The organism is Janibacter sp. A1S7, assembly GCF_037198315.1.
Lineage (GTDB): Bacteria > Actinomycetota > Actinomycetes > Actinomycetales > Dermatophilaceae > Janibacter > Janibacter alittae.
This window is the reverse complement of the sequence record NZ_CP144913.1, coordinates 2,800,786-2,817,023: the sequence shown is the minus strand read 5'-3', so window position 1 is coordinate 2,817,023 and position 16,238 is coordinate 2,800,786. Positions and strand designations below refer to the sequence as shown.

Annotated in this window: 15 protein-coding genes and 1 tRNA gene; 12 read left to right on the top strand and 4 right to left on the bottom strand. The window is 69.6% G+C overall.

Going from position 1 to position 16,238, the window contains the following annotated elements; all coding sequences use genetic code 11:
* Positions 1–31: 31 nt before the first annotated feature.
* From V1351_RS13625 to V1351_RS13595, 7 genes are read left to right on the top strand one after another with little or no spacing between them, the layout of a single operon-like run.
* Positions 32–1,669, top strand: coding sequence for an SLC13 family permease (locus tag V1351_RS13625; RefSeq protein WP_338748736.1), 1,638 nt, complete (start codon positions 32–34; stop codon positions 1,667–1,669).
* A gap of 55 nt (positions 1,670–1,724) precedes the next feature.
* Positions 1,725–3,200 (top strand): amidase, encoded by a 1,476-nt coding sequence (locus V1351_RS13620; protein WP_338748735.1) that lies wholly within the window; start codon positions 1,725–1,727, stop codon positions 3,198–3,200.
* 38 nt (positions 3,201–3,238) lie between these two features.
* Positions 3,239–4,291 (top strand): enoyl-CoA hydratase/isomerase family protein, encoded by a 1,053-nt coding sequence (locus V1351_RS13615; protein ID WP_338748734.1) that lies wholly within the window; start codon positions 3,239–3,241, stop codon positions 4,289–4,291.
* 32 nt (positions 4,292–4,323) lie between these two features.
* Positions 4,324–5,439, top strand: a complete 1,116-nt coding sequence (locus V1351_RS13610; RefSeq protein ID WP_338748733.1) for an ABC transporter ATP-binding protein — start codon at positions 4,324–4,326, stop codon at positions 5,437–5,439.
* Positions 5,439–6,089 (top strand): ABC transporter permease, encoded by a 651-nt coding sequence (locus tag V1351_RS13605; RefSeq protein ID WP_338748732.1) that lies wholly within the window; start codon positions 5,439–5,441, stop codon positions 6,087–6,089. Before V1351_RS13610 ends, V1351_RS13605 begins: the two co-directional genes overlap by 1 nt.
* Positions 6,056–6,817, top strand: a complete 762-nt coding sequence (locus V1351_RS13600) for an ABC transporter permease (RefSeq protein WP_338748731.1) — start codon at positions 6,056–6,058, stop codon at positions 6,815–6,817. The genes V1351_RS13605 and V1351_RS13600 overlap by 34 nt, the downstream gene beginning before the upstream one ends.
* Positions 6,814–7,743 (top strand): ABC transporter substrate-binding protein, encoded by a 930-nt coding sequence (locus V1351_RS13595; protein ID WP_338748730.1) that lies wholly within the window; start codon positions 6,814–6,816, stop codon positions 7,741–7,743. The genes V1351_RS13600 and V1351_RS13595 overlap by 4 nt, the downstream gene beginning before the upstream one ends.
* Positions 7,744–7,761: 18 nt before the next feature.
* Here the strand turns inward: V1351_RS13595 and V1351_RS13590 are convergent, their stop codons facing one another.
* The 4 genes from V1351_RS13590 to V1351_RS13575 form a co-directional block, all read right to left on the bottom strand.
* The gene (locus V1351_RS13590; RefSeq protein WP_338748729.1) at positions 7,762–8,331 is read right to left on the bottom strand and encodes a TetR/AcrR family transcriptional regulator; all 570 of its coding nucleotides are present in this window, start codon (positions 8,329–8,331) and stop codon (positions 7,762–7,764) included.
* Positions 8,332–8,339: 8 nt separating this feature from the next.
* Positions 8,340–8,702 (bottom strand): SPW repeat protein, encoded by a 363-nt coding sequence (locus tag V1351_RS13585; RefSeq protein ID WP_338748728.1) that lies wholly within the window; start codon positions 8,700–8,702, stop codon positions 8,340–8,342.
* A gap of 188 nt (positions 8,703–8,890) precedes the next feature.
* Positions 8,891–9,463, bottom strand: coding sequence for a GNAT family N-acetyltransferase (locus V1351_RS13580; protein WP_338748727.1), 573 nt, complete (start codon positions 9,461–9,463; stop codon positions 8,891–8,893).
* Between the two features lie 93 nt (positions 9,464–9,556).
* Positions 9,557–13,345 carry a heterodisulfide reductase-related iron-sulfur binding cluster gene (locus tag V1351_RS13575; protein WP_338748726.1) on the bottom strand — a complete coding sequence of 1,263 codons (3,789 nt, stop codon included), beginning with the start codon at positions 13,343–13,345 and terminating at the stop codon, positions 9,557–9,559.
* A 236-nt stretch (positions 13,346–13,581) separates the two neighbouring features.
* Here V1351_RS13575 and cysK point away from each other — a divergent pair, with 236 nt between their 5' ends.
* The 5 genes from cysK to V1351_RS13550 all read left to right on the top strand — a co-directional run bounded on the left by cysK (position 13,582) and on the right by V1351_RS13550 (position 16,212).
* Positions 13,582–14,508, top strand: coding sequence for a cysteine synthase A (gene cysK, locus V1351_RS13570; RefSeq protein ID WP_338748725.1), 927 nt, complete (start codon positions 13,582–13,584; stop codon positions 14,506–14,508).
* 1 nt (position 14,509) lies between these two features.
* Positions 14,510–15,109 (top strand): serine O-acetyltransferase, encoded by a 600-nt coding sequence (cysE, locus tag V1351_RS13565; protein ID WP_338748724.1) that lies wholly within the window; start codon positions 14,510–14,512, stop codon positions 15,107–15,109.
* A gap of 138 nt (positions 15,110–15,247) precedes the next feature.
* Positions 15,248–15,334, top strand: a tRNA-Ser gene (locus tag V1351_RS13560).
* A gap of 41 nt (positions 15,335–15,375) precedes the next feature.
* Positions 15,376–15,807, top strand: a complete 432-nt coding sequence (gene aroQ / locus V1351_RS13555) for a type II 3-dehydroquinate dehydratase (protein WP_338752549.1) — start codon at positions 15,376–15,378, stop codon at positions 15,805–15,807.
* A 201-nt stretch (positions 15,808–16,008) separates the two neighbouring features.
* Entirely contained in the window at positions 16,009–16,212 is a 204-nt protein-coding gene (locus V1351_RS13550; protein ID WP_185991445.1) for a cold-shock protein, read from the top strand.
* Positions 16,213–16,238 lie beyond the last annotated feature (26 nt).

The window sequence follows — 16,238 nt, the reverse complement described above, 5'->3', positions numbered from 1 at the left end:
GACCTGTGGATCACCGGAAGGAGGGAAGAGCATGAGCCAGCCGCCGCCCGTCCCGGAGGGCCGCACGCACACCGATCCACCCGAGGCCGACAGCTGGGAGGACCCCGACCAGCGCTCGCCCGGTGAGCGTGCCGAGGACCAACCGCAGCGCGCCACCCGCACCCGCAGGTGGGGCATGCTGGCGGGAGTGGTCGGCGCACTGCTCGTCTACTGGCTGATGCCGGGCGACGCACCGGCCGCCGCGAGGGTCACTGCCGGGACCGCCGTGCTCATGGGCATCTGGTGGATGACCGAGGCCATCCCGATCCCCGCGACCGCGCTCATCCCTCTGGTCGTCTTCCCCGTTGTGGGCGGGGCCGACATCGCGGACGTGGGCGCCTCCTACGGCAGCGACATCATCTTCCTCTTCATGGGCGGCTTCATCCTCGCCCTGGCGATGCAACGGTGGAACCTGCACCGGCGCATCGCCCTGGTCACGGTCCGTGCCATGGGGACCAACCCGGCGATGGTCATCGCCGGGTTCATGGTCGCCACCGGCTTCCTGTCGATGTGGGTGTCCAACACCGCCACCGCCGTGATGATGCTGCCGATCGGTGTCTCGGTGCTGATGCTCGTCGTCGGCCTGGAGGATGAACCCGACCTGGCTGACGCTGCCCGGGCCGAGGCAGGGGGCGGTGACACCACGGAGGCGAAGGGAGAGAACCCCCCGGAGCAGGCCGTGCTGAAGACCAACTTCGGCAGCGCGCTCATGCTCGGCATCGCCTACGCGGCATCCATCGGCTCCCTCGGCACGATCATCGGCACTCCGCCCAACACCCTGCTCGTGGGGTACCTGTCCAAGAACCATGACATCGACATCGGCTTCGGGCAGTGGATGCTCGTCGGCGTGCCGTTGTCCGTGGTCTTCATGGTCATCTGCTGGTTCCTGCTGACCAAGGTGATCTTCCGGCCCGAGATCGACGAGATCCCCGGCGGACGGTCACTGATGTCCCGGGAGCTGGACAAGCTCGGCCCGATGTCGACGGGGGAGAAGGGAGTCCTGACCATCTTCGTGCTCGCGGCCGCCTCATGGGTCGGGGTGCCACTGATCTGGCCGGACAACACCCCGATCAGCGACGCCGGCATCGCCATGGTCGTCGCCGTGGTCCTCTTCCTGCTGCCGGCAGGCGCTGCCCGGGGGGTGCGGCTGCTGGACTGGGAGAGTGCGGTGCAGCTGCCGTGGGGCGTCCTGCTGCTCTTCGGTGGCGGGCTGGCACTCTCCGGGCAGTTCGAGTCCTCCGGGCTGACGGAGTGGATCGGTGACCAGGCCAAGGGTCTGGACGGGGTCCCGGTGATCCTGCTGGTGGTGATCTTCGGCGCGGCGATCATCTTCCTCACCGAGCTGACCAGCAACACGGCGACGGCCGCGACCTTCCTGCCGGTGGCCGGGGGTGTCGCGCTCGGGCTGGACCTGGACCCCATGCTGCTGGCCATCCCGGTCGCCCTGGCCGCCACCTGCGCCTTCATGCTTCCCGTCGCCACCCCGCCGAACGCCATCGCCTTCGGCTCGGGATACGTGACCATCCCGCAGATGATGAAGGGCGGAATCTGGCTGAACCTCATCGGCCTGGCCCTGGTGACCGTGACCGTCATGACCCTGGCGGTGTGGGTCTTCTCGATCACCTACTGACGACGGCCGATGCGCCTCGGGGCGCATGTCGGTGACTCATGGGTAGCCTGCCGTCATGAGCTCCCACACCTCCGCTGCGGCCCCGTACGACGAGATCAGGGAGGAGCACGACTCCCGCCGGGTCTCGGCCTTCACCGACGACGCCCTCGGGACCCACGACGCCACCGGGGTCGCTCAGGAGATCCGCTCCGGCAGGATCAGCGCGCAGGAAGCCGTCGGCGCCGCAATCTCCCGCGTCGAGGCCGTCGACCCGGAGCTCGGCGCGACGATGGCGCGCGACTTCGAGCGGGCCCGCCGCCGCGCCGACCACGTGCCGGCGGGGACGTCGGCCCCCTTCGCCGGGGTGCCCACTGCGATCAAGGACAACGTCCACGCAGCCGGCCTGCCGATGACCATGGGCTCCGACGCCCTCCCGACGAGCCCCGTCGACGTCGACGGGCCCTTCGTCAAGCAGTTCCTCTCCACCGGGGTGGTGCCGGTGACGACCACCACCTGCCCTCCCTTCGGCTGGACCGCGACGACCGAGCGACCGCACGGACGCGTGACCCGAAACCCTTGGGCCACCGGATACTCCTCGGGCGGGTCCTCCGGCGGCTCGGCCGCCCTCGTCGCCTCCGGCGCGCTGCCGATCGCCCACGGCAACGACGGCGGCGGCTCGATCCGCATCCCCGCCGCGGCCTGCGGTCTCGTCGGGCTCAAGTCCAGTCGCGGCCGACTCCTCGGTGACCCCACGACCGACCAGGCCCCGATCAAGATCGTCGTCAACGGCGCCCTGACCCGGACCGTGCGCGACACCGCGCACTTCATCGCTGCCGCCGAGCGCTACCAGCCGGCCGGTAACCTTCCGCCGGTCGGACTCGTGGAGGGCCCGGGCGCTCGCCGGCTGCGCATCGGCATGATGCTCGACTCACCGCTCATCGGCCCCTCCGACCCGCAGAGCCGGGCCGCTGTCGAAGGCGTCGGCACTCTCTTGGCCGGCCTGGGGCACGACCTCGAGGCGGACGTCGAGGTCCCGATCCCGCAGTTCTTCAAGACCGACTTCGAGGACTACTGGGGGCTGCTTGCCCTCGCGTCCAAGGTCCAGGGGACAAGCCTCTACGGCACGGACTTCGACCCGGCGCGTCTGGACAAGCTCACCCTCGGACTCGCCGCGAAGGCCAAGCGTCGTCTGGCGCGCCTGCCCCTGGCCATGGCGCGACTGGCCGCGACCGGGATCGGCGCGGAGAGGCTCTTTCCCCGACAGCTCGACCTGCTGCTCACTCCGGTCCTGTGCCACACCACGCCGCGGATCGGGTACCTGGCCGGTGACCTCGACTTCGACACGCACATGGAGCGCCTGACGCAGTACGTCGGCTTCACCCCGCTGCACAACGCCAGCGGCCAGCCCTCGATCTCCCTGCCGCTCGGGCACACCGACGACGGGCGGCCGGTCGGGGTCATGTTCTCCGCCCGGCGCGGACAGGAGCGGTTGCTGCTCGAGCTGGCCTTCGAGCTGGAGGCCGCGGCACCCTTCGCCCGCATCGACGGCTGACGTCAGGGCTGTCCCACCCGTGTGCCAAGGTTGCGCCCATGCCTGATTTCACCCCCGGCAGCACCGGTACCGATGAGGTGCTCTTCGCCCGTGACGGCGTGCTCGGCCGCATCCTGCTCAACCGCCCGAAGGCGATCAACTCACTCACCCGCGAGATGGTCGTCGCGATGCAGGCCCGGCTGACGGCCTGGGAGAGCGACGACGCGATCGCAGCCGTCTCGATCGAGGGCGCGGGGGAGAAGGGGTTGTGCGCCGGCGGCGACGTCCGCGCCGTCCGCGAGGCGCACTTGGCCGGGGGCCCCGGAGGTGTGGACTTCTGGGCCGACGAGTACGCGTTGGACGCGCAGATCGCGCAGTTCCCCAAGCCGGTCATCGCCGTGATGGACGGGGTCGTCATGGGTGGTGGCCTCGGGATCTCGATGTTCGCCGACGCCCGGTGGGCGACCGAGCGCTCCCGGATCGCGATGCCCGAGACGATGATCGGCTTCTTCCCCGACGTCGCCGCGACCTACCTGCTGTCCCGTGCGCCCGGCGAGCTCGGCACGCACATGGCGATGACCGGCGCGACGATCACCGGTGCCGACGCCGTCCACGTCGGCTTGGCGGACGGTGTCGTCGACTCCGCACGGATCCCGGGCCTCCTTGCGGACGTGGCCGCCGGCGGACCGATCGAGGCCGCCCCGGGCCCAGGTGGCGAAGGGAGCGTGCCCGGCTCCGCGACCGAGGGCTCCCTCGCCTCGGCCCGGGAGTGGATCGACGAGTGCTACGCCGGGGACGACCCCGGCGTGATCCTGCAACGACTCCGCGGCCACCCGAGCCCGCACGCGCAGGCGGCGGCCGAGGAGATCTCGGTGCGCTCCCCGCTGTCCGTGGCCGTCACCCTCGAGGCGGTACGGCGCGCAGCCGACGCCACCTCGGTGCGCGAGGTGCTGCGGACCGACACGATCGTCAGCGCCAACCTGCTGAGCCGCCCGGACTTCAGCGAGGGTGTGCGCGCGCTACTGGTCGACAAGGACAAGCAGCCCCGGTGGGAGCACCCGGATCTGGCGTCGGTCCCGCGTACTGCCGTCCTGGAGCTGTTCAGCCAGTAAGTTGGTGACCACCCGACAGGAAGCAGCAGCGCATGATCGAGCTGAAGGGCGTGACCAAGCGGTTCCCAGGTGGGGCGCTCGCGGTCGATGACCTGAGCGTGAGCGCACCGGACCAGGCCATCACCGTGCTCGTCGGCCCGTCCGGATGCGGCAAGACGACCACCCTGCGGATGATCAACCGGATGGTCGACCCCACCTCCGGCACCATCCGCATCGATGGCACCGACATCCACGAGATGGATCCGGCGCAGTTGCGTCGTGGGATCGGGTACGTCATCCAGCACGGCGGCCTCTTCCCGCACCACACCGTCGAGCGCAACGTCGCCGCGGTGCCGCTGCTGCTCGGCGAGAAGAGCCGGACGGCGATCGCCCGCGCGCGCGAGCTGCTCGAGCTGGTCGGTATGGATCCCGCAGTCGGCAGCCGCTACCCCAGCCAGCTCTCCGGGGGGCAGCAGCAGCGGGTCGGTGTCGCCCGCGCGCTCGCCGCGGACCCTCCCGTGATGCTCATGGACGAGCCGTTTTCTGCCGTGGACCCGGTCGTGCGCGAGCAGCTGCAGGACGAGTTCCTGCGCCTGCAGGGCGAACTCGGCAAGACCATCGTCATGGTCACGCACGACATCGACGAGGCGATCAAGCTCGGCGACCACGTGGCGGTGCTGCGGACCGGGGGAGTGCTCGCCCAGATGGCCACACCACGGGACCTGCTGGCCTCGCCCGCGGATGCGTTCGTCGCCGACTTCCTCGGCAAGGACCGCGGCTACCGCGCACTGGGCTTCGACGCGGCCGAGTACCCCCTGCACGAGGAGGCGACGGTCGTCATCGGTACCCCGGTGGGCACCGCGGGCAGTAGTGCGGACTCGGACGGCTGGGTCCTGGTCACCGACGAGGGGCGTCATCCCCTCGGGTGGGCCCGCCCCGAGGACGCCGATGACGCGGTCACCCAGGAGGACCTCGCCCTCGGTGGCACTCTGGCCACGGTGGACGGCCCGCTACGCGGGGCACTCGATGCAGCCCTGTCCTCGCCCAGCCGGCGCGGTGTCGTCGTGGATGACGACGGCGTCCTCGTGGGCACCTGCCTCGCGACCGAGGTGCTGGAGGTCATCGAATCCAGGGACCGGCAGCAGGCACCGAGCGGCGCGAGGCCCTGATGGAGTGGATCCTCGACCACCTGGACGACATCAAATCCCTGGGCCTGCAGCACGTCTGGCTCTCCGGGGTGCCGCTGCTGCTCGGGCTGGTCATCGCGATCCCGGTCGGCTGGCTGGCCACCCGGACCCGATGGCTGCGCGGCATCCTCATCACCGGGTCGGGGCTGCTCTACACGATCCCGTCGCTGGCGCTCTTCGTGCTGATGCCGCTCGTCCTGGGCACCAGCATCCTCGACCCGCTGAACGTCGTCGTGGCGATGACGATCTACACGATCGCCCTGCTCGTGCGCTCCGTCGTCGACGGGTTGACCTCGGTGCCGGATGAGGTCGCGCGCTCGGCCACGGCGATGGGATACACCTCCGTGCGGCGGTTCTTCGGGGTGGACCTGCCGCTGGCCGTCCCGGTGATCGCCGCCGGCCTGCGGGTGGCGGCGGTGAGCAGTGTCAGCATGGTCTCGATCGCCTCGCTCATCGGCGTCGACCAGCTCGGTGACCTGCTCATCGACGGTTTCAACCGCAAGATCGCCGGCGAACTGCTCGCCGGCATCCTCGCCTCCGTCCTGCTGGCGGTCGCCTTCGACCTGCTGATCCGGTTGGCGGAGCACACGCTCACCCCGTGGCGGCGCGTGCAGCAGGGGGCCAGCGCGTGATCGTCGACATCCTGCAGTGGTTGCTCAGCCCCGAGGAGTGGTCCGGTGAGGGTGGCATCCTCGCGCGCCTTCTGGAGCACATCGCGTACACGCTCCTGGTGATCGCCCTGGCCGGTCTGATCGCCATCCCGGCCGGGCTCTGGATCGGGCACACCGGCCGGGGACGATGGATGGTCACGGTCGCCAACGCGCTCCGGGCCATCCCCACGCTCGGTCTCCTCTTCGCGCTCACCCTCGTCCTGCTGCCGCTGCTGCCGGGAGCCTCCGCCTTCATCGTGCCGAGCATCGCCGTCCTCGTGCTCCTCGCGGTCCCCCCGATCCTGTCCGGCACCTACTCCGGTGTGGAGGCGGTCGATCCCGCAGCGCTGGATGCCGCCCACGGCATCGGCATGACCGGTCGACAGGTGCTGCGCTCGGTCGAGATGCCGATCGCCCTGCCGCTGCTGATCTCCGGGATCCGGGCCGCGGTCCTGCAGGTCGTCGCCACCGCCACGATCGCCGCCTACGTCGGACTCGGGGGGCTGGGCCGCTACCTCATCGACGGGCTGGCGATCTCCGACTACGTGAGCACGGCCGGTGGCGCGCTCCTCGTGGCGCTCCTGGCGCTGGCCCTGGACGCCCCCTTCGCCCTCCTGGGGAGATACATCGTCTCTCCGGGACTGACGGGACGCACCCGTCGTGTCCGTCGCCCAACAACCGACCCCACTCCAGCAGGAGGCACCGCATGATCCCGTCCCGCTCCCTTCGCCCCGCACTGATCGCGATCGCCTGCGCGGGCGCGCTCGGCCTCTCCGCCTGTGGTGGTGGCGACGGCGACCCGCTCGCCTCGTCCTCCTCCGACGAAGGGGGTGGGTCCGGCGGTCAGGTCGTCGTCGGCTCCGCGGACTTCTCCGAGTCGATCCTCTTGGCGAACATCTACGCCGGCGCGCTCAAGGCCGACGACGTCGACGCCTCGACCAAGACCGGGATCGGTTCCCGCGAGGTGTACCTCAAGGCACTCGAGGAGGGCTCGGTCGACGTCATGCCCGAGTACACGGGTGCGCTGGCGCTGTACTACGACAAGGACTTCGACGAAGTCGACCCGGACAAGACCTACGCGGCCCTGCAGGAGCTGCTGCCCGAGGACATGGCCGTGCTCGAGAAGTCCGCGGCCGAGGACAAGGACTCGATCGTCGTCACCCGGGAGACGGCCGAGTCCGATGACCTCACCAGCATCGGTGACCTCGAGGGCGTGGCCGGCGACATGACGCTCGGTGCCCCGGCCGAGTTCAAGGAGCGCGCGCAGGGCATCCCGGGGTTGGAGAAGACCTACGGGGTGACCTTCGGTGACTTCCGGGCGCTCAAGCCGGGGCAGTCGATGAGTGGCGCGCTGGTCAACGGTCAGATCGACGCGGCCAACATCTTCAGCACCGATCCCGCGATCGTCGAGAACGACTTCGTGGTCCTCGACGACCCGAAGAAGCTCTACGGCAGCCAGAACGTCGTGCCGCTCGTGCGCGCGGAGGTCGAGGACCAGGTCGCCGACACCCTCGACGAGGTCTCGACGAAGCTGACCACCGAGAAGCTGCAGGAGATGCTGCGGCAGACCGACGTGGAGAAGAAGGACCCGGACCAGGTTGCCGCGGACTTCCTCGAGGCGGAGGGGCTCGACTGACCGGGGCCGGTCGGTCGGTCAGGCCGGGTCGGAGGTGAGCGCGCTGCTGATGACTCGAGCCGCGCCGGCGACGTCGGGGCCCGTGCCCTCGAAGCGCTGCGTGTTTGCCTCGTCCATCACCACGGCGACGAAGGTCTGGGCGGCCTGGCGGCGCAGCACGGGGTCGATCGTGTGCTCGATCGCGGCGTCGAGGACCTGCTCGGTGAGCTCGAGGACGTTCTCGCGCAGGACCTTCAGGTGCTCACGCACCTCAGGGTGGGTCCCGGACTCACGCCAGATGATCGTGCGCAGGACGATCGACTCGTGCCGTCCCAGCCCGAGCGTGCGGGCGAGCCCGACGAGTGAGGCAACGGGGTCGCCGTGCCGAGTCACCTCGGTCGGCTCGCAGAGGGGATGGGACGGGAGGCGCTCGGCCAGGAGTGCTCGAAGGATGTCGATCTTGCGCGGGAAGTAGTAGAAAACCAGGCCTTTGGGCACGCCGGCCCCGTCCGCGATCGCGGTGGTGCCGGTGGCGGCGAATCCGTCACCGGCGAACTGTTCCTCGGCCGCGTCGAGGATGCGATCACGGCGCGAGGCCGACGTGCCCACCGCGTCGCCTAGTGCGAGGCGGCCGGGCGGTGTGTGCGAGCGCTGACCTGGGGGAGCGCCATCACGCCGACGATGAACGTGACGACACCGGTGACCCACGCGGTCCAGGCGAGGCCGCTCATGGCGGCGAAGCCCATGACCCATGGGGCGATGAAGAGCAGCACCCCGAGGACGGCGTGTGACCCCTCGCTCATCGTGTCCCGCTCACCGGGGGTGTAGAGGGAGTAGGCCGACGCGAGCACGGTCAGTCCACCGAGGATGACCATCGTCCACGTCGTGCGTGTGTCGGTCGTGGCGACCAGAGGGGCGAGCAACGCGACCGCACCGGCGACGAGGGCCACCCAGTCCTGCCATCGAGTCCACTTGTGCATCACAGCATCCCACCTTCATGGATTGGGATCCGTCGCGCCTGAGGCGGATCGTGTCCTTCCATGATCGTCCTGTTTGACCGGTCGGTCAAGAAGGCGTACAGGCACCTGACCGCTGTCCGGTCGACGTCGGGTTCGCAGGCCCCGGCGACCGGGTCGTGCTGCCCAGCTGATCCCGGCGCTCGGAATGGCTAGAGCGTCCGGCGCATCACCAGGCGCGGCATCTTCGAGGCGACGGCGTCCGTGCTGCCGATGACTTCGAAGCCGGCGCTCTCGAACATCGACCTCGTCCCGACGAAGGCCATCGTCAGGTCCATCCGTCCCTGCGGGTCAACGGGGTAGGCCTCGATTGCTGGTGCGCCGTGGGACGCGGCGAACTCGACCGCGCCGTCGATGAGGTGGCGGGTCACCCCCTTCTTGCGGTGCCCGCTGCGGACGACGACGCAGATGATGCTCCACACCGGGACGTCGTCGACGGGGTGGATCTTCGTCGAACGGACCAGCCTCGGGATGTCGGTGCGGGCGCCGATGTTGCACCACCCCACGGGCGTGCCGTCGAGGTAGGTCACGACACCCGGAGGGACGTCGCGCTCGCACAGTCGCCGCGCGGCTTGCTCTCGGCTGCCTTCGCCGAGCTCCTCGATCTGCGGTGCGGCGAGGCGGTGGGACAGGCACCAGCAGTGGCTCTGGCGGCGACGCGGGTTGATGACGTCGCCGAAGTCCTCGAACCGGTCGGGTGTGACCGGGTGCGTGGTCCATTCCATGTCCCAAGCATGCACCCGATGGGTCGGTCCGAGGACGGCGAAGGGGGCCACGCACCGTGGTGCGCAGCCCCCTTCGCCGTCGGTGGTCCGGTATCACTCCCAGGACGGCTTGGCGTTCTTCTTTGCCAGGTCGGACAGGTGCGGGTCGTCCGAGGAGGGAGCCGCCGGTTCGGCCGCCGGGGCCTCGGCCTCCGGCTGGTCGGCCGGGGCGTCCTCGTCCTGCGGGGCTTCCGCCTCGGGGGCGGTCTGCTCCTGCGGGGCTTCCGCCTCGGGGGCGGTCTGCTCCTGCGGTGCCTCCTCGACGGGTGCCTCCTCGACTGGCGCCTCAGGTGCCGACTCCTGCGCCGGTGACTCGGTCGCCGGAGCGGCAGGTGCTGGAGTGCCGGACTCCCAGGAGGGAGCGGCGTTCTTGGCGGCAAGGTCGCTCTCGTCCGCGGCGGCCGGAGCACTCGGGGCAGCTGACTGCTCGGCTGCCGGTGCCTCGGTAGCCTCGGCCGACGGTGCCTCGGCGGCCTCGTCCTCAGAGGACGTAGCGCCAGCATCGGCACCTGCGTCAGCGGTGCCACCGGTGTCAGCGGCGCCACCGGACTCCCAGGAGGGAGCGGCGTTCTTGGCGGCAAGGTCGCTCTCGGCCGCGGGTGCCTCCGCCTTCGGGGTCTCGGCCTCCGGCTGGTCGGCCGGGGTGTCCTCGTCCTGCGGGGCTTCCGCCTCGGGGGCGGTCTGCTCCTGCGGTGCCTCCTCGACGGGTGCCTCCTCGACTGGCGCCTCAGGTGCCGACTCCTGCGCCGGTGACTCGGTCGCCGGAGCGGCAGGTGCTGGAGTGCCGGACTCCCAGGAGGGAGCGGCGTTCTTGGCGGCAAGGTCGCTGTCGTCCGTGGCGGTCGCAGGTGCCTCGGCCTGAGCGGCCACGGACGGCGCCTCCTCGGTCTCCTCGGCCTGAGCGGCCACGGACGGCGCCTCCTCGGTCTCCTCGGCCTGAGCGGCCACGGACGGCGCCTCCTCGGTCTCCTCGGCCGCCGGTGCCTCGGTGGCCTCGGACGGCGGGGCCTGGGTCTCCTCGGCCGGTGCCTCGTCCTCGGAGGACGTAGCGCCGGCAGCACCGGTACCTGCGGCAGCGGTGCCACCCGTCTCCCAGGAGGGGGCGGCGTTCTTGGCCGCGACAGAGTCTTCGGACGTCGTCGGGGTCTCGGCGGACGGAGCCGCCGGAGCAGAAGCGTCGGTCTCCCAGGAGGGGGCGGCGTTCTTGGCGGCGGCTGAGTCGTTGGTCGGGGCCGTGGACTCAGCCGGAGTCGACGCGTCGGTCTCCCAGGAGGGAGCCGAGTTCTTGTCGGCGACGGTCTCCTGGCCCTCGACGGACTTCGGGTCCTCGCCTGCCTCCTCGACCGCGGCGGCGGTCTTGGCGGTCTCGGTCCCACTCGGCGGGGCGGGGGTCGCCCCCTTCGCCTCCGTGCCCTCGGTCGGGGCGGGGACGGCGGTCTTGGGCTCGGCCTCGGACTGCTCCTCGGACTCGGTCTGGCCGTCGCTCCCGGCCTCGGTCTTCTTGATGGAGGCGAGCAGCATCTGGGCGACGTCGACGACCTCGATGTCATCCGATGCGCCCTCGGACTGCTTGGCGGTCAGCCCGTCGGAGAGCATCACGCGGCAGAAGGGGCAACCCACGGCGATCCGGTCGGCGCCGGTCGCGATGGCCTCCTCGGTACGGTTGAGGTTGATCCGCGAGCCGAGCTTCTCCTCCATCCACATGCGGGCGCCACCGGCGCCACAGCAGAAGGACTTCTCCTTGGTGCGCTCCATCTCCTTCAGCTCGACGCCCGGCAGGGCGCTGATGAGCTCGCGCGGCGGGGCGTAGACGTTGTTGTGACGTCCCAGGTAGCAGGGGTCGTGGTACGTGACCGATGGACCGGTCGACGCCACGTCCTTGAGGGAGGACTTGCGGGGGCCATCGGGACGGTTGACCGGCGCGATCTTCTTCTCGCGGACCAGGCGGTTGAGCAGCTGCGTGTGGTGCACCACCTCGTACTTGCCGCCCAGCTGCGGGTACTCGTTCTTGATCGTGTTGAAGCAGTGGGCGCAGGTGACGACGATCTTCGTCGCGCCGACGTCGTTGAGGGTCTCGACGTTCTGCTCCGCGAGCATCTGGAACAGCACCTCGTTGCCCGCGCGGCGGGCGGAGTCACCGGTGCACGTCTCGCCGTTGCCGAGGACCGCGAAGTCCACGCCGGCGTGGTCGAAGAGCTCGGCCACCGCACGGGTCGTCTTCTTCGCGCGGTCCTCGTAGGCGCCGGCGCAGCCGACCCAGAAGAGGTAGTCGACCTCGTCCGCGGACTCCACGTCCTCCCCGAAGACCTTGACGGAGAAGGGGAGGTCCTTCGCCCAGTCCATGCGCGCCTTGGCGCCCATGCCCCACGGGTTGCCCTTCGACTCGAGCTTCTTGAACAGGCCACCCAGCTCGCTCGGGAAGGCCGACGCGATGAGCGTCTGGTATCGGCGCATGTCGACGAAGTGGTCGACGTGCTCGATGTCCACCGGGCACTGCTCGACGCAGGCGCCACAGGTGGTGCATGACCACAGTGCGTCCTCGTCGATGACCACGTCCGGACCGTGCGGGTTGTACGCAGTCAGCGGGTGCTCCGGGTCGTACCCGGTCTGTCCGATGAGGGCCATCTCGCCCCAGTTGATCGCGTCCGGCTCGGCGGTCGCGACGGAGCCGTCGGCCTCGGTCGGCGCGTCCGCCAGCGCGACAGCACCGGTCTTGGTCTGCGACCGGGCACCGCCGGCGGACGGCAGTGCACCGGAGACGCCCTCGGCGGCAGCCAGGTAGGGCGCCTTGGCGTGCGCGTGGTCGCGCAGCGCCATCATCATCATCTTCGGTGACAGGGGCTTTTCCGTGTTCCACGCCGGGCACTGGTCCTGGCAGCGGCCGCACTCGGTGCAGGTGCTGAAGTCGAGCAGGCCCTTCCAGGTGAAGTCCTCGACCTGACCGACGCCGAAGGTGGAGTCCTCGTCCATCTCCTCCATCGACTCCATGGTGAACGGCTTGCCGTCCACCATCATCGGCTGCAGCTCACCCAGCGAGGTGCGCCCGTCGGCGTGGCGCTTGAAGTAGATGTTGAAGAACGCGAGGAAACGGTGCCAGGCGACACCCATCGTCGGGGTGAGCGAGATGGTGATCATCCACGCGTAGGAGATGATCAGCTTGATCAGCGCGACGACGACGATCCCGGTCTCGAGCGCCTCCACGGACATGCCGGTGAAGAGCGAGCCGAGCCACGCGGTCAGCGGGAAGTGGAGCAGCGACGCGTGCTCGGTGTCGCCGGTGTTGCTCATCAGCGCGTACTCCATGCCGCGCAGCAGGGCGATGCAGATGCCGACGCCGAGGATCGTCAGCTCGACGTAGTAGGCCTGCCAGAAGGTGGAGCCGAAGAAGCGGGAGCGACGGCCGTCCTCGCCGGCAGCGGAGCGTGGGTGCTGCTTCTGACGGATGGCCATCAGCATGAGGATCGTGATGATGCCGGTCATCGCGAACAGCTCGGTGATCCACTCGTAGAGGAAGAACGTGCTGATGAACGGGATGACGAAGTGCGGGTCGAACAACTGCCCCGTCGCCTGGACCAGAGTCAGGAAGAGGACCCCGAACGAGATCATCGTCACCCAGTGGGCGACGGCGACGACCGGCAGGCGGGACATCCTGGTGTGGCCGAGGAACTCTCGCAGCAGCGTGGCCGTGCGTGCCCCCGGGTCCGCTGTCCGCTCGCCGCTCGGGGTCGATTGGCCGAGCTTGAAGAGGGTGACGAAGTGCTTGACGGCTCGAGCGAGCAGGCCCCATCCGACGATGGTGATCCCGACCCCGAGGATGATCGCGACGATCTGGAGGGCAGACATGCAGGGCAGTCTAGTGAGCATGTGCCGCAGTGGTGATCGACAGTGGTGCGTCCCTCGTCACCTCGTGCGGATCTCGCCCACGCCCGAGGCGAAGGGAGGGTTCGTCCCCGTGGGGCGAGACGCTCTTGCGGGCGCGAATAACGGAATGTTGGAATACACATAACGTCTCGTTCGTTCCTGGGCGAGATGGCCGTGCAGGAGCGGCATCTTCTCGACCCCCGATGGAAGGACCCGCGTTGCCCATCTACGAAGACGCCACGAAGCTCGTCGGCCGGACCCCCTTGGTGCGGATCAACCGCATCATCGAGTCCGAGGCCACCGTCGCAGCGAAGCTGGAGTTCTACAGTCCGGCCAGCTCGGTCAAGGACCGCATCGGGGCGGCGATCATCGACGCGGCCGAGGCCTCCGGTGACCTGAAGCCGGGCGGCACGATCGTCGAGGCGACGTCGGGCAACACCGGCATCGCGTTGGCGATGGTCGGCGCGGCCCGTGGCTACACGGTGGTCCTGGCCATGCCGGAGACGGCGTCCAAGGAGCGGCGGGCGTTGCTGCGCGCCTACGGTGCCGAACTCATCCTGACCGAGGGCCCGAAGGGTATGAAGGGGGCGGTGGACAAGGCTGCGGAGATCGCGGCCGAGCGCGGAGCCGTGCAGGCGAAGCAGTTCGCCAACGAGGCCAACCCCGCGATCCACGAGAAGACCACGGGGCCGGAGATCTGGGAGGACACCGACGGCAAGGTCGACATCCTCGTCTCCGGCATCGGCACCGGCGGCACCATCACCGGCGCCGGTCGCTACCTGCGCTCCCAGAACCCCGATGTCCGGCTCGTCGCGGTCGAGCCCGCGGAGTCACCGGTCCTCAACGGCGGTGAGCCCGGCCCGCACAAGATCCAGGGTCTGGGGGCGAACTTCGTCCCGGAGGTCCTGGACACCGACCTCTACGACGAGGTCATCGACATCGATGCCCCGACTTCCTTCGACTGGGCCCGCAGGGCTGCCACCGACGAGGGTCTGCTCGTCGGCATCTCGTCCGGGGCGGCCCTGGCCGCCGCCGACCAGGTCGCGCGTCGCCCGGAGAACGCCGGCAAGACCGTCGTCGTCATCATTCCCTCGTACGGTGAGCGCTACCTGTCCACCCCGCTCTTCGAAGGTCTGACCGACTGACGTGACTTCGCACCTACTGATCCGCGAGACGATCCGTGAGGACCTGACCGCGGCCCTGGAGCACGACCCCGCTGCGACCTCGCGGTGGGTCGTGCTGCTGACTTCTGCCGGTCTGCACGCGATCTGGCTGCACCGCATCGCACACCGGTGGTGGCAGCGGCGCCACCTGCGTTGGCCCGCGAGGCTGCTCGCCTACGTGTCGCGGTCCGTCACCGGGATCGAGATCCACCCCGGCGCGTGCATCGGCCGCCGCTTCTTCATCGACCACGGCATGGGTGTCGTCATCGGCGAGACCTCGGTCATCGGCGACGACGTGATGCTCTTCCACGGCGTCACGCTCGGCGGCACCTCCGGTCGGAGGGTCAAGCGGCACCCGACGCTCGGCGACGAGGTGATGGTCGGTGCCGGGGCGAAGATCCTGGGTGACGTCCATGTCGGCAACCGGGTCAAGGTCGGCGCCAACTCGGTCGTCGTCAAGGACGTGCCGACCGGTGCGGTCGCAACGGGCATCCCGGCGCAGTACCGCTTCCCGCAGCTCGGCGACATGCCTGCCATGACCCCCGAGGAGCGGCTCTACGCCGACCCGGCCCTCTTCATCTGAGGTCCCGACCCGCACGAAGGGGTGCGCTCACCAGGTGCCGGTGGGTGCCCCCTTCGTGTGTCCGGATCGACGGGAGCGCCGCAGCGACGGCGTGTGCCATGACATACCGTTGACCGTGCCGTCACCTCGCGACGGCCGGGAGGGCTCGCATAGTGGCCTAGTGCGGCGGTCTTGAAAACCGCTAGGCGGGCAACCGTCTCGTGGGTTCGAATCCCACGCCCTCCGCTCGCTCCACCCCGCCGTGCCCTCGCTACGCTGCGCAGGTGATCCCCCGACCCACCGTCGTCGTCCTCAACGGCCCGAACCTCAACCTGCTGGGCGAGCGTCAGCCGGAGATCTACGGTCCCGAGACGCTCGCCGACGTCGAGGCGATGTGTCGGGCGCGAACCGACGAGCTCGGCCTGCACCTGGACTTCCGGCAGACCAACCACGAGGGCGTCTTCATCGACGCGATCCACGAGGTGCGCCACTCCGCTGCCGGTCTTGTGGTCAACGCGGGGGGCTGGACGCACACCTCCGTGGCCATCCGCGACGCGCTCGCGGCGGTCGCCGCACCCGTGGTCGAGGTGCACATCTCGGATGTCCATGCACGTGAGGATTTCCGCCGCTACTCCTACATCAGTGCCGTCGCAGCGAGCGTGGTCGTCGGCCGCGGAGTCAGGGGCTACGTGGAGGCCATCGACGCTCTCGTGCGCTGATGCGTCATGGGAGCGGTATTGCTGGTAGCGTCGCATCCGTAGTTGCATGACAGAACTTCTCGCACGATGCGAATGGGCCCGGCCACGGTCGGGTCCCGAGTGTTACCGGAGGCGTGTTCCTCTGCTGAGGGGAGCGTTGCAGCTCGCAAGGGACCGCAACCGGCGGAACCGGATTGTTCAACAGGAAAGAAGATTCACCCCATGGCACAGGGCACAGTTAAGTGGTTCAACGCTGAGAAGGGCTTTGGTTTCATCGCCCAGGACGGCGGGGGCCCCGACGTGTTCGTTCACTACTCCGCCATCGACACCACGGGTTACCGCACCCTGGACGAGGCGCAGCGTGTCGAGTTCGAGATCACCCAGGGCCCCAAGGGTCCGCAGGCCGAGGGCGTTCGTCCCGTCTGAGACGACGTTCACCTGATGCGGTGATT

Bases quoted from the DNA above. Each gene is read 5' to 3' on its own strand.
- V1351_RS13625 (WP_338748736.1), top strand. From the start codon at position 32: ATGAGCCAGCCGCCGCCCGTCCCGGAGGGCCGCACGCACACCGATCCA.
- V1351_RS13620 (WP_338748735.1), top strand. From the start codon at position 1,725: ATGAGCTCCCACACCTCCGCTGCGGCCCCGTACGACGAGATCAGGGAG.
- V1351_RS13615 (WP_338748734.1), top strand. From the start codon at position 3,239: ATGCCTGATTTCACCCCCGGCAGCACCGGTACCGATGAGGTGCTCTTC.
- V1351_RS13610 (WP_338748733.1), top strand. From the start codon at position 4,324: ATGATCGAGCTGAAGGGCGTGACCAAGCGGTTCCCAGGTGGGGCGCTC.
- V1351_RS13605 (WP_338748732.1), top strand. From the start codon at position 5,439: ATGGAGTGGATCCTCGACCACCTGGACGACATCAAATCCCTGGGCCTG.
- V1351_RS13595 (WP_338748730.1), top strand. From the start codon at position 6,814: ATGATCCCGTCCCGCTCCCTTCGCCCCGCACTGATCGCGATCGCCTGC.
- V1351_RS13585 (WP_338748728.1), bottom strand. From the start codon at position 8,702: ATGCACAAGTGGACTCGATGGCAGGACTGGGTGGCCCTCGTCGCCGGT.
- V1351_RS13580 (WP_338748727.1), bottom strand. From the start codon at position 9,463: ATGGAATGGACCACGCACCCGGTCACACCCGACCGGTTCGAGGACTTC.
- V1351_RS13575 (WP_338748726.1), bottom strand. From the start codon at position 13,345: ATGTCTGCCCTCCAGATCGTCGCGATCATCCTCGGGGTCGGGATCACC.
- V1351_RS13550 (WP_185991445.1), top strand. From the start codon at position 16,009: ATGGCACAGGGCACAGTTAAGTGGTTCAACGCTGAGAAGGGCTTTGGT.